Raw genomic sequence first — 12691 nt, 5'->3', positions numbered from 1 at the left:
CGCCGAGCCGGAGTGAGGGGGAGTGGCTCACTCCGCCGTGAGACGCGAATGCGGAGCGGAGCCCAACGGGGCACCGTCGGGCCGCTGTTCGTAGGTCAGCCAGGGGATGGACGGCTGGGCGCCGACGCTCTCCTGGCTGTGGGCCGCACACGCCGTCGGGGAAGATCGCGCGCAGGCGGTCCCATTGCGCGTCCGTGAGGTGCCGTCCGTACGCGTCGCGGTCGAGCGGCACGATCCGGCACCTCGTGACGTCGTCCGTGACCCGGGCACCGGCGGCGAGGTGCGGGTCGCCAGGAGCAGGGACGCGGCCATGCCCGGAGCGGTCAGCAACCGCCAGCGCACGCTCGTGCTCGCCGACGGATGCATCGACCGCGATGTCGTCCCGGCTGCGCGACGGCACGAACGGGAAAGGGGCATCTCTCCTCCGTGCGTGTGGTTGCGGACAGGGGAGCGGGTGGGCGTTACAGGGAAGCGCCACATTCTTTACGTCGAGTTAAGGTAGGGCGGAGCTTTACTTCGCGTCAAGAAGCCGGTCCATACTTTCGTTTCAGTCGTAGGGCCGGTCGGCGAAGCCGTGGCCGATCTTCTTCTCGACCGGGCCCCACTCTTTCGCCCTCCGGATCCCCGTAGCCGGCCTTCCTGTGGTCCTGCAGCGTGCAGCGCAGACCGTCAGCGCTTGCGCAGGCGGTCTGCCATCCGGTCGAGCGTGGCGTGCGCGGTGTCGAGGCCCACGAGGTTGAGGTGTCCGTGCAGCACCCCTGCCGAGATCGCCTGCTTCACGTCCACCCCGGCTGAGCGGAGCTGGTCGGTGAAGAGTTCGCCGCTGCTGCGCAGGTGGTCGAACTCGTCGTTGTCGATGTAGGTGGGCGGGAAGCCGCTCAGGTCCCCCGCCAGGCCCGGGAAGGCGTACGGGGGTGCTGCCTCGATCGGTACGTCGCCCAGGTAGGGGCCGAACACCTGGTCCAGGTGTTCGGTGAGCAGGGCGAAGGGAGCCGGGAGTTCGGCGAGGGCGGCGCCGAGTTCGTCCGAGGGCTCAGGCAGCGGGGCGTGCACCAGCGGATAGATCAGCAGTGCCTGCCAGGGGGTTTCGCCCTCGTCGCGCAGGCGCAGCGCGGCTCCGGCCGCGAGGGTGCCGCCGGCGCTGGCCCCGCCGACGGCGATGCGGGCCGGGTCGATGCCGAGCTCGGCGACATGGTCGCGCACCCAGCGGTAGGCGGCGACGACATCGTCGTGCGGGGCGGGGAAGTGCACCTCCGCACCGCACAGGCGGTAGTCGACGGAGACGACGACGGCATCCGCCCGCCCAGCGACCCCGCGGGCGGTCTCGTGCGCCTCGGGCATGTCGAGGTCACCGCCGACCCAGGCGCCGCCGTGCATCCAGACGAGACAGGGGCGCGGGGACGACGCAGGCTCGGCCGGGCGGTAGACCCGCACCGGGATCGGCGTCTTCGGCCCCCGGACCTCCCGTTCGTTGATCGCCAACTCCCAGTCCTCGTACGGACCGTACGGTTCGGTGAGCGGGTCGAAGTCGCGGGCGGTGAGGTCTTCAGCCGGCTTGCCGGGCACCTTCCGTATGCGCTCGGCGAGTTGGGGATGGAACGTGTGCTGCGGATGCGTCTTCATCATGGATGGCTCCTCTTGTCAGGGGCGGGCTGTGCGGCGGCCGGCGTGGGAGGGGTGTGGGCGGGGTACGGGCGTTGGCCTCGGCACCAGTACCGCCTTCGGTCTCGGCGCGTGCCGCCGCGGTCAGTGCGTGGACGCCTTCCTCGTCGAGCCCGAGCATGGGGTCGGTGAACCGGGAGAGGGGATCTGCCCGGCCATCGTCAGCGCCATGGGGCCGATCGTGTCGAGCCGGACGACGCCGGGGCGGGCGGCTACGCGGTAGTTGCCGACGCTGCTGTTACGGTCACAGCGACGTCGACCACTGCGGGCGGTTCCCCTTTCCCTCCGAGCCGATTCTGCCCGGTGGTCGAAGTCCTTTACCGGCCAGGCGAGTTGTGTGGCTCGCGGACGGTGTTCTCTTGTACCTACGCCAGCACGTATCCGCCGTCGACGTGCAGGCAGGTGCCGGTCGTGTAGGAGGAATCGGGACCGGCCAAGTAAGCGACGGCCGCCGCCACCTCTGCGGGCTCGCCCATGCGGGGTATGGGCGATTGGGACACGCCGTACTCGGCTCCTGCCGCCATGGGGGATGCGATCGGCCCGGGAGCCACCGCGTTCGCGGTGATCCCCCAGGCGCCGACCTGTCGGGCGATCCAGCGGGTCAGATTGATGGCTCCGGCCTTGGCCGAGGTGTAGGCCGCGCCGGATCGACCGCCGCTGCCGGACGGATCGACCGGGCCGATGCCGCCGACCTTGCCGGAGACGGAAGCGATGTTGATCAGGCGGCCGCTCCCTTGCCCCCTCATGTGAGGGAAGACCGCTGCCTGGCAGGCGAACGCCATCGCGGTGAGGTTGGTGTCGATGTCGCGCTGCCAGGTGGCGGGACTGAGTTCCTCGAAGGATTCGCGTCCGCACGTGCCCGCGCAGTTGACGAGGATGTCGAGCCGGCCGAAGCGGGTGGCGACGTCGTGTACGGAGGACTGAAGTGCGGGGATGTCGCGTACGTCCACGCGCACCGCGTCCGCAGCCCCGATCCGGTCTGCCGTCTCCTTGACTGCCGGCGCGATGTCCAGCAGAACGGCGATGTCGCCGTCGGCGATGAACCGTTGGGCGATTGCTTCGCCGATGCCCTGTGCGGCCCCGGTGACCAGGGCGACGCGGGGGTGCGGATTCGGTGGTGCAGAATGTGCGCTCACTGTCGTGCTCCGGATGCTCTCGTGGGTGGGGTGTCAGTTGCCGACGCGGAAGCGTCGGACCTTGCCGACACTGGTGCGCGGGAGTTCGTCGATGAGGTGCCAGGCGCGTGGTCGGGCTGCGGGCGCGAGGTTGCGGACGGCCCACTCGTCCAGGTCTTCCGCGTGGGGTGGCTCGTTGGGGTCGCGGGCCACGACGTAGGCGACGGGGACCGTGTCGCGCAGGGGGTCGGACACACCGACGACCGCTGCCTCCAGGACACCGGGGGCCTGTGCCACGGCAGCCTCGACCTCGGTGAGGCTGACGTTCTCGCCCGACACCTTGATGACATCGTCGACGCGGCCGGTGAACCGCAGCACGCCGTCGACGCCACGGGAGACGAGGTCGCCGGTGGCGAACCAGGTGCCCTCCGGCCCGGTGGAGAAGGCCCTGGCAGTGGTCTCCTCGTCGTCGAGGTAGCCGACGAAGAGGTCGCGTCCGGGGGTGCCGAGCACGTGGAGTTCTCCCGTCGCACCCGGTGCCGCCGCGTTCCCGTTCGCTGGGTCCGTCACACGGATGCGGCGGCCGGCGACAGGGGTGCCGATCACGTCGTGGACGGGGTGCGCGCCCGAGTCGGCACTGACGATCGCGACTGTTTCGGTCATGCCGTACAGCTGCCGGGGGCGGGTGCCGGCCAGTCGCGCGAACCGTTCGTAGTGCTCGGCGCCCAGGCTCTGCGCGAACCACACGTGCTCCAGTTGGAGCGGCGGCTCCTCGCTCGCGGTGCGGGCCAGAATCATCCGGATCGGAGCGGCGAACAGGCTCGCGTGGGTGACCCCCAGCTCGCGGGCGTGCGGTACCCATCCGGAGGCGCTGAAGGCAGAGCTCAGTGCGACGCTCGCGCCGACGGCGATAGCCGGTGCGAAGCAGTAGTACTGGGCGTTGGCATGGAACAGGGGCAGGGCGACGTGCCAGCGGTGGTGCGGTCGCAGCCGTGCCACCTTCGCCATCACTGTGGCAACGTGGGCGTAGTTGGCCTGGGTGAGGACCACGCCCTTGGGTTCCGAGGTGGTGCCGGAGGTGAACATGACCGCGAGGCGGTCATCGGGCTGCACCCGCTCGCCCTTCTCCACGCGCTCCGTGCAGAACAGGGGGGTCTCCGCGCCGTTCACGTCGCGGGCGTCCTCCGCCAGCGCCAGAACTGCCGGGACCCTGGTGCTCACGCCCTCGTGGTAAACGGCTTCGCGGGCGGACGCACACACTCCGACCGCCGGCCGCACCCGGCGCACCTGCCGGGCGATGTCGCGCGGGGAGGAGGCCGGATCGACCGGCACCAGACAGGCGCCCAGACGGGACGCTGCCAGCCAAAGCGCCACGAAGGCGGGGCAGTTGCGCAGGGCGACGTGCACCGCCGAGCCGGGGCTGACCCCGGCGGCCCGCAAGCCACCGGCCGTACGGGCCACTACGGCGTCGAACTCCCCGTACGTCCATTCGGACGCCTCTCCCGATTCCGCACGGAAGACGAGGAAGGGAGAGTCGGTGTGCCGACGCACGGCCGAGTCCCAAGTGTGCTGGAAGGTAGCGGAATTCATATGCGGGCTTCCTTGCGCTGGTGGGAGTCGGCAGAACGATCGAGGGCCGCCAGGGAGATGCCGCGTGTCTCCCTGGCGCAGGCAACCGCGACGAGGGTGACGACCGAGGCCCCAGCGAGATAGAGGGCGATCGGGGTTGAGCTGTCGAAGCGCTCCAGGAGCGCGACCGCAACAATCGGCGCGAGCGAGCCGGCGGCGATCGAGGTGACCTGGTAGCCGAGGGAGATCCCGGAGTAGCGGATACGGGTGGGGAACATCTCTGCCATCAGCGCGGGCTGCCCCGCGTACATCAGCGCGTGCACGAGCAGGCCGATCGCGATCGCGGCGAGGATGATGCCGTCGTGGGCGGTGTCCATCATCGGGAAGGCGATGAAACCCCAGCCGCTGCTGAGGACGGCACCGGCCGCGTAGACGGGACGACGGCCTATCCGGTCCGTGAGGGCGCCGGCCAGCGGGACTGCCACGAAGTGCAGGGCATGGGCGAGGAGCAGCAGGCGCAGGATGCGCTCGGTGCCGGTCTCCACGACGACGGACAGATAGGTGATCGAGAAGGTGACCACCAGGTAGTACATGAGGTTCTCGGCAAACCGGAGACCCATCGCGATGAGCACCGCACGGGGATACCTGCGCACCGCCTCGAACACGCCGTACTGCTCGGCCGACCGCTGGGCGGCTTCGGCCTGCGCCGCCTGGAACACCGGCGCGTCCGTGACGTGCGTGCGTACGTAGTAGCCGATCAGGACGATCACCGCGGAGAGCCAGAAGGCGATGCGCCAACCCCAGGCGAGAAAGGTCTCGTCGGACAGAGTCGAGGTGAGGAGCAGCAGGACGGCTGTGGCGAGGATGTTCCCGACCGGGACGGCCGCCTGCGGCCAGCTCGACCAGAAGCCGCGTCGCGCGTCGGGGCTGTGCTCGGCGACCAGGAGCACCGCCCCTCCCCACTCGCCGCCCACCGCGAAGCCCTGGACGAAGCGCAGGACGACGAGGATCACCGGGGCCGCGTAGCCGATCGCGTCGAAGCTCGGGACGCACCCCATTCCGAACGTTGCGACGCCCACCAGGACGAGGCTGACCTGCAGGAGCGACTTGCGGCCGAACCGGTCGCCGAAGTAGCCGAAGACCAGCCCGCCCAGCGGACGGGCGGCGAAGCCGACGGCGTACGTCACGAACGCCGCGAGGATGCCCTCCAGTTCGCTGTCGCCGGGTGGGAAGAACAGCTTCCCGAAGACCAGCGTCGCTGCCGTGGCGTAGAGGAAGAACTCGTACCACTCGACGACCGTGCCGGCCATGGACGCGTACACGATGCGTCGCAGCGCGGGGCCGCGGGAACCTTCGGGAGCGGGGTTATGGGGCATGGAAGTTCCTGTCCGTGGTCGATGCGGGACGGAGCCGGACCGGGCGCACCAGGTCCAGGGACCGCGGAGGCACAACACGCGTCCCGTACACACGTCTTGCGAGGTGGATCGCGTCGGCGGGTGGCGTGCGACAGAGTCTCGATCGACAGGAAAGTCAGGTCAATGAGCAGTGAAGGGCTTGATTCGCAGTACCGCCCTGCAAAAATGTGCAGATGCAGACCTCGCGTCCGAGCGCCGACGATCTCCTTGTCCTTCTGGAGGTCGCCCGCAGCGGCCGGTTCAGCAGGGCTGCCGAGTCCCTGCGTGTCAACCAGGTCACCGTCTCGCGGCGGATCGCCGCGCTGGAGCGTGCGGTCGGCGGCAAGCTGCTCGTCCGTGCGGCTTCCGGATGGGAACTCACCGACCTCGGCCGCCGTGCGCTGGCGGCAGCGGAGCAAGTCGACGGTGTGCTGCAGAAGTTGGAGTCCGGCTCCGAGGTCGGGGCGGAGATCGAGGACGTTGTCCGGCTGTCGGCGCCCGACGGCTTCACCACGTTCGTCGCCGCCCCTGCGGCGGCCCGTCTGCACCAGGACCACCCGGGAATCAGCGTAGAGATCGTCTCCGCGACCCGGCGCGCTGCGCAGCACCGCTCCGGCCTGGACATCGAGATCGTCGTCGGCGAGCCACGCGTGCTGCGAGCCCGGGCGCTCCGGCTCGGCGGGTACGTCCTCGGCCTGTACGCCACCCCCGAGTATCTGGCGCGTCACGGCATGCCGACGGGCTTCGACGATCTGGCCCAGCATCGCCTGATCTACTTCATTTCGTCCATGCTCCAGGTCGACGACCTGGACGTGGGACGCCGCTATCTCCCCGAGATGCGTGACGCGGTGACGTCCACCAACGTCTTCGCCCACATCGAGGCCACATGTGCCGGCGGCGGCATCGGGCTGCTGCCCACCTTCATGATCGCTCCGCACCGTGGCCTCGTCAGGCTGCTGCCCGACGAGGTCACGGTCGACATGGCCTACTGGCTCGTCGCCCGCGAGGACACCCTGCGACGCCCCGCGGTCGCCGCCATGGTGAAGCAACTCAGGCGGACGATGCAGGAGATGGGCAACGTGCTGTCCACCACCTCCGCCCCGGGGGTGTGAAGCCTCTGGGAGAGTCGCTCACGAGCGCACGCAGCTGAAGTTCTCTGCCCGGTCGGGGTCGCCAAGACCGTTGTATCGGGGCCATTCCGGGTACTCGCACAGCGGCCGGGTACGCCCGTTGGCGGCCGGGTTGATGTCGGTGACGACCGGCTCGTGCGGTGCGATTCCCTTCTCGCTCCACCGCTGTATGGCGCTCAGCGAGTCCCAGCTGGCCGTGAACGCGGCGGGGCCTCCGTGGCCCATGCCGGGGATGGCGTACATCCGCAGGAACTTCGAGGTGGCTCGTGCCCCCATTGTGGCGCGGACCCGCTGGTAATACTGGGCAGTTGAGCGATGGCTGACGGTCGGGTCCGCCGTCCCGTGCACGAGCAGGAGCTTGCCGCCGGCCTTGGTGAACTCGGTGAGGTCGGGGTTGTTGATGTCCTGCAGTGCGGTCAGTTCGCTGATGCGCTTCTTCCACTTCCCGGGCGTGAGAGGGTCCAGTTTCAGTCCGTCGAAGTCGGGATCGCGTGTGATGAAGTACTTCGCCCACTGGTCCCAGAACAGGGCGGCGAAGGCTGCCGTGAAGTCCAGGGGGTGGGCCGGGGCTCTGCTGCCGATCCCGAGCCCCGGAGTGCTCAGATCCGCCCCCGACAAGAAGGGAGTGCCGGGATAGCCGCGTTCACCGCTGGCCAGCTTGTAGCCCCACTTGACGGGTGAGGACAGGTCCCGGACCGCCTTGACCTGCGCGTCGGACAGGCAGGTGGGGCCGCGATCCTTGCCGCCGGCGCAGCGCAGGACCTTCGGGTCGAAGTCGCATCCGGCCTCGTCGGAGATGACGCCGTCGCGTACCCCGTCGTCGCCGTCGCAGCTCTGCATGACCCGGTCGTAGATCAACTGTTGTTTCTCGCGGCTCAGGAAGGCGCCGGGACGCTGCAGTATCTGCGTCATGTGACCGAACCACAGGTCGAGCGTGGCGGCGTTCCAGGCCGGAGCGCCGGAGATCACTCCGTCGAAGTCACGGGGCCAGCGCTGCGCCACGGCCAGGGCCTCGCGGCCGCCGCTGGATGCACCCGCGAAGTAGGAGCGGCGGGGCTGGCTGCCGTAGCGCTCGTCGATGAGGAACATCGCGGCGTCGCGCGTCTTCTTGAGCGCGTCCGCGGCGAAGTTGCGCAGTGCCTCGTCGTTCATCGCGAAGGCGCCCGCGTGGTTCCAGTCGTTCGGGGCGAGCTGGTGGCCCGAGTCGCTGGCGAAGACGGCGAATCCGCGGGCCAGGGGAACACCCTCGTCGGCGTCGCCGAAGGGGACGTTGTCGGTGAGCGAAGGAATGGCGCCGTCGTAGCCTCCGCCACCGAACATCATCGCCTTGCCGTTCCACTCGGCCGGGAGCGCGATGCGCATCTCGATGTTCGGGGCTTCGGGGTCGACGGGGAACAGTTCCGCGTCGACCTGGCAGTACTCGCCGATGGCCCCGGAACCCGTTCCGGTGGCGGGGACGGTCTTCGTCTCGGTGACACGTCCTCCCGATGTCGGGAGGTCCAGGGCGTCGGCGGGGATGGCCAGTTCGGTGAGCTCTTCGCATGTGGAGGGCGGCGCCGTCGCGGCCCCGGCCGTTGCCGGGAGCGAGACCATCGCGGGCACCGCGACGACGGCTGCTGCCAGTGCACGCACAAGGGCGGATCTCATGACTTCTCCTCGGAAGCAGGAAGGACATTGCCGGACTCCGTGCCTGAGGTCATCCGGCACGCCTCGGAACGGCGGATCTGCGGCGGCCGCAACCTTAGGGAGTAGGCGCTGCGCTTGAAATGCGCCGGCAGTGCACAGTTGCGCATCCGTGAACTGCACTTCTGTGAACCGAACTTCTGTGCATGCGCCTTCTTCGGCAGGGCCGGCGACCAGGACAGGGACAGGGCCGGACCGCCCGGCCATCGACACCGAGACCGCGCGAGGCAGTTGCTCTGGCGGGACAAGGTGCCGACCGGCGATGGAGAGCACAGGATGTCCCTCAACGACCCTCTTGCACCGCGACCGTGACCTTCACGGGGTCGCAGTCCCGCGCCGAAGCGACCAGACAGATCTCGCCCGGCCCGGTGGGACGCAGGATCGCGAGCGCGCGGCCCTCGTACGTGTGGTGGTCCGGCATGTCGAAGCGTTCGTCGGTCGAGGGGCGGGCGCTGCCGAAGCCCGCCAGGACTCCGTCGCCGGTGACTTCGAGGCGGACGGAGCGGTCGGCGGCCGGGTGGCAGGTGCCGGTCGCGTCGGTGAGGGTGAGGGAGACGAAAGCCAGGTCGCCGCCGGTGGCCGTGATGACGCCACGATCACTCTCCGCCCGCAGGCGGTCCAGGGCTCCGGCGGTCCGCACCGCGTGGCGGCCGGTCTCCGCGCCACCGGTATAGGTGACGGCCAGCAACTCACCTGGTTCGTAAGGGACGTCGAACTCGGTACGGAAGGATTCCAGCGGCCGTCGACCCTGCGAGCGGCCACTGATGAAGAGTTCGGCTTCGTCTCCAGTGCCGTAGACCTCGACCGTGACGGGTGCGTCCTCGAAGCCCGGCCAGGTCCAGGAGGAGATGGCGTCGCTCCACGCCCAGGGCGTGCCTGCGTAGGTCTTTCCGTGGTGCTGCGGGCGGCGGACCGCGAGGTACGGGTCGGTGCGCAGACCGAAGACGATCTCGCGGTAGTAGGAGGCGGGTCGGCGGTGGCCGGTGATGTCGAGGTCGCCGCAGTCGGCCGTCAGGTGTGGGTAGGCCGCCATGAAGCTCTCTGGTGGCTCACCCTCCGTGCGGTACTGAGGGCGGCCGATGCCGACCTCGCCGAGGTAGTCCCATCCGGTCCAGGTGAAGTCGCCGATCACATGGCCGTGTTCCTTCACCAGGGGCCAGATGCGGTCGATGTGGGTGGGGAGGGTCTCGGTGCCGAGGATGATGCGGTTGGGGAAGAGCTTGCGGTCGAGGTCGTAGCGGGCCTCTGCGTAGTTCATGCCGGCCACGTCGAGGAGCGCGAAGGACTCCTCGGTCTTGCGCGTGACCAGCTCGGAGGTGTTGATCGCGTCCATGTGAGCGGCCGCGTCGGCCATGAACGTGTTGATGCCCGTGCCGTCTTCGTCCGCCTGCTGGGCGTCCTCGTTCTGGTCCATGGCGGACAGGTCGTCCATGACGGCCAGGGTGGTGTTGATGCTGTTGGTGACATAGCGGGTGGGGTCGAGCGCACGGGTCTTCTCGGCAAGGCGACGGCCCCACACGGGGCCGACGGGTGAGGCGGTCTCGGGGATCTCGTTGCCGATCGAGTACATGATGACGCTGGGGTGGTTGTAGTCCTTGGCGACCATTGCCTCCAGGTCGCGTTCCCACCACTCGGCGAAGTGGAGGCTGTAGTCGAAGGCGGATTTCCCCGACGTCCACATGTCGAAGGTCTCGTCGACGACGAACATGCCGAGCCGGTCGCAGGCCGTCAGCATCGCGCTGCTCATGGGGTGATGGGACATCCGGATGGCGTTGAAGCCGGCGTCCTTGAGCAGTTCCACGCGGCGCTCTTCGGCGCGGGCGTACGTGGCCGCGCCGAGCGGGCCGTTGTCGTGATGCACGCAGGCGCCGCGCAGCTTCACCGGAGTTCCGTTGAGGCGCAGGCCGTGCGTCGGGTCGAGGCGCAGGGTGCGGATACCGAAGGTGGTGTGCTCGGTGGTGTCCCGGTCGTCGTCCAGCGTGATGGTGGCGGTGTGGAGCGCGGGCTGCTCGGGGCTCCACAGGGCGGGGTCTCGGACGTACAGCCGTTGCCGGGCGATCGCCTGCTGTCCCGGTTCCGCGGTGACCGGCGCCGTGCCGGTGGCCACGGCGCGGCCGTCGGCGTCCGTGATCTCCATGCCGAGTCGGACGGTGCGCAGTACGCGCTCGTCGTTCTCGATCCGGACGGCGACCTCCACCACGGCCCGTTCCTGGTCGCTCTCCAGCGTCGTGACGCGGACGCCTTCGGGTGCGATCCGTACCGGACCGCCGATCAGGAGCCAGGTGTCCCGGTAGATGCCGGCGCCGGTGTACCAGCGGGAGTCCTGGTGGGTTCGGGCCTCGACCCGGATCTCGTTCGTCGCGCCGTAGCGCAGGTGCGGTCCGATGTCGGCGCGGAACTGCGAGTAGCCGTAGGGGCGTTGGGTCACGTAGGCGCCGTTGACGTAGACCATCGCGCCTCGGTAGACGCCCTCGAACTCGACGAGGATGCGTTTGCCCTCGTCCTCGGCCGGCACGTGGAAGGTCTTGCGGTACTCGTACGCGCCGCCGGGAAAGTACGCGCCCGCGCTGTTCCCGTCGGCGGTGCGCTGTCGGCCGAGCATGGCGTCGTGCGGGACCGGCACCGGCCGGTACGGCGTGGTGCCGCCGGAGAGTTCGGCGAACTGGTTGCCTTTCGGCCCGAACTCCCAGCCGTCGTTGAAAGAAGTGCGCTTCATCGGTTACCGCTGCTCCTTCCAGGAAATCTTGCTCTCGCTGACGCTGCAGTGCAGGGCGGGGTGCATCACGTGGTCACCTGTCCATTCGTGGGGGTGGAGTGGTGGTGCGGAAGCGTCACGCCCACCGCGACACCAACGACTCGATCAGGATGTGCCGTTCGTAATCGGCCAGAACGTCACGGTTGAGCCCGCTGGTGAGCAGGCAGAACGAAAGGCCGGTCTCCGGGTCCGCCCAAGCGGACTGCCCGCCGGCTCCGCCATGCCCGAAGCCCCGCGGGGATGTGCAGCCACCGAACGGCCGCATCGGTATCGCGGCATCGCGCGACGGCACCCGCAGCACCGCGCCGTCGTCCGGCCCCGCGATGACCAGGCCGATGCTTCGGTTGGCGCTCGCACCCACCCGGTCCGGGTCAGGGAAGGTATTACGGATACGGCCCGTGGCGTCCGCCAACACGTCCGGCCGCCACAGCTCCGTCGAGTTCCAGATGAGCTCTTGGTAGAAGAGCGCCACACTCGCCGCGTCCGAGAAGACCCCGCCCCCAGGCGCACCCACCGCGATGAGTTCCGGGTCGTTCGCGAGCGACAGCACCACCGACTCGTTCGCTTTCAGGACCGCTTCGTCGACGCGGCGTCCGGACAGCGCTTCGAGCGTTGCGATCGGATGCTTGCCGGTTGCGATGACCGGCTTGAGGTCCCCCTGCCGCTCCTTGGGCACGCCCAGTTCGAGACGCTCCAACCCCAGCGGGTCGAGCACGCGGGCGCGCAGCGCCTCCCGGTAGTCCTGTCCGGTCACCCGTTGGACCACTTCCGCCAGCACCCAGTGCGCCGCGAGGGGGTGGTACTCATAGCGGCTGCCGGGCGCCCACTCCAATCGCCAGTCCGCCATGCGCGCGGATCGCCCCTCGCGCGTGACAGCGGTCTCCCGCTCGATGGCGGCGTTGGGGAACCCGCAGGTGTGCAGCAGCACTTGCTCGATGGTGACGACGTCCTTGCCGTGCGCGCCGAATTCGGGCCATACCTCGGCCACCCGGGTCTCCAGGCCGATCAGGTCCTCCCCGATCAACTGCCACACCAGGGAGGCCACGATCGGCTTGGTAGCTGAGAACAGGCAGAACCGGTCGGATTCCCGGGCGTCCCCGAACGACTCGAACGCCACGGTCTCGTTGTGCCGGGCCACGGCGAACTGCGCCGCAGGCCAGATGCCTTCGTCGACCACGGCCTGGATACGCTCATGTATCGCGGCCAAGGGTTGGCTCGTCGAGCTCATCGTCGGTTGTCTCCTTGTGGGGCAGATGGGGCACGAAGTGAGGCATCAGCTCAGCCAGTGCAGATCGCCTGGGTCTCGCTCATCAGCGGCGGTGGTGAACGCTGGCGGCGCCGATCGGGGCCGTCGCCATGCTCCGCTTCAGGCAGGTCAGGGGA

8 protein-coding genes and 1 pseudogene are annotated in these 12691 nt (G+C 69.2%); 1 reads left to right on the top strand and 8 read right to left on the bottom strand.

Annotated elements, in window-relative coordinates:
- Positions 1–157: 157 nt before the first annotated feature.
- The 5 genes and pseudogenes from OG289_RS49615 to OG289_RS09250 form a co-directional block, all read right to left on the bottom strand.
- Positions 158–400, bottom strand: a pseudogene (locus tag OG289_RS49615) (DUF6351 family protein); the annotation flags it as partial.
- Positions 401–669: 269 nt separating this feature from the next.
- Positions 670–1626, bottom strand: coding sequence for an alpha/beta hydrolase fold domain-containing protein (locus OG289_RS09265; RefSeq protein WP_327313537.1), 957 nt, complete (start codon positions 1624–1626; stop codon positions 670–672).
- A 401-nt stretch (positions 1627–2027) separates the two neighbouring features.
- On the bottom strand, positions 2028–2798 hold the full coding sequence (locus OG289_RS09260; protein WP_327313536.1) for an SDR family NAD(P)-dependent oxidoreductase: 771 nt from the start codon (positions 2796–2798) through the stop codon (positions 2028–2030).
- 33 nt (positions 2799–2831) lie between these two features.
- The gene (locus OG289_RS09255) at positions 2832–4367 is read right to left on the bottom strand and encodes a class I adenylate-forming enzyme family protein (RefSeq protein WP_327313535.1); all 1536 of its coding nucleotides are present in this window, start codon (positions 4365–4367) and stop codon (positions 2832–2834) included.
- Entirely contained in the window at positions 4364–5722 is a 1359-nt protein-coding gene (locus OG289_RS09250; RefSeq protein ID WP_327313534.1) for an MFS transporter, read from the bottom strand. The genes OG289_RS09255 and OG289_RS09250 overlap by 4 nt, the downstream gene beginning before the upstream one ends.
- 212 nt (positions 5723–5934) lie before the next feature.
- Between OG289_RS09250 and OG289_RS09245 the strand changes: the two genes are divergently transcribed.
- On the top strand, positions 5935–6852 hold the full coding sequence (locus tag OG289_RS09245) for a LysR family transcriptional regulator (protein WP_327313533.1): 918 nt from the start codon (positions 5935–5937) through the stop codon (positions 6850–6852).
- Between the two features lie 18 nt (positions 6853–6870).
- Here the strand turns inward: OG289_RS09245 and OG289_RS09240 are convergent, their stop codons facing one another.
- From OG289_RS09240 to OG289_RS09230, 3 genes are all read right to left on the bottom strand, one after another.
- Positions 6871–8517: a tannase/feruloyl esterase family alpha/beta hydrolase gene (locus tag OG289_RS09240; protein WP_327313532.1), complete on the bottom strand. Its 1647-nt coding sequence runs from the start codon at positions 8515–8517 to the stop codon at positions 6871–6873.
- 319 nt (positions 8518–8836) lie between these two features.
- Complete coding sequence (locus tag OG289_RS09235; RefSeq protein WP_327313531.1) at positions 8837–11269, bottom strand: glycoside hydrolase family 2 TIM barrel-domain containing protein; 2433 nt, start codon at positions 11267–11269, stop codon at positions 8837–8839.
- Positions 11270–11384: 115 nt separating this feature from the next.
- The gene (locus OG289_RS09230) at positions 11385–12536 is read right to left on the bottom strand and encodes a serine hydrolase domain-containing protein (RefSeq protein ID WP_327313530.1); all 1152 of its coding nucleotides are present in this window, start codon (positions 12534–12536) and stop codon (positions 11385–11387) included.
- Positions 12537–12691: the final 155 nt, after the last annotated feature.

This window comes from Streptomyces sp. NBC_01235, assembly GCF_035989285.1.
Classification (GTDB): Bacteria; Actinomycetota; Actinomycetes; order Streptomycetales; family Streptomycetaceae; genus Streptomyces.
This window is presented reverse-complemented; position numbering and strand designations above follow the sequence as displayed.

Excerpts from the sequence above, each read along its gene's own strand:
- OG289_RS09265 (WP_327313537.1), bottom strand. The coding sequence starts at position 1,626 with ATGATGAAGACGCATCCGCAGCACACGTTCCATCCCCAACTCGCCGAG.
- OG289_RS09255 (WP_327313535.1), bottom strand. The coding sequence starts at position 4,367 with ATGAATTCCGCTACCTTCCAGCACACTTGGGACTCGGCCGTGCGTCGG.
- OG289_RS09250 (WP_327313534.1), bottom strand. The coding sequence starts at position 5,722 with ATGCCCCATAACCCCGCTCCCGAAGGTTCCCGCGGCCCCGCGCTGCGA.
- OG289_RS09245 (WP_327313533.1), top strand. The coding sequence starts at position 5,935 with ATGCAGACCTCGCGTCCGAGCGCCGACGATCTCCTTGTCCTTCTGGAG.
- OG289_RS09240 (WP_327313532.1), bottom strand. The coding sequence starts at position 8,517 with ATGAGATCCGCCCTTGTGCGTGCACTGGCAGCAGCCGTCGTCGCGGTG.
- OG289_RS09235 (WP_327313531.1), bottom strand. The coding sequence starts at position 11,269 with ATGAAGCGCACTTCTTTCAACGACGGCTGGGAGTTCGGGCCGAAAGGC.
- OG289_RS09230 (WP_327313530.1), bottom strand. The coding sequence starts at position 12,536 with ATGAGCTCGACGAGCCAACCCTTGGCCGCGATACATGAGCGTATCCAG.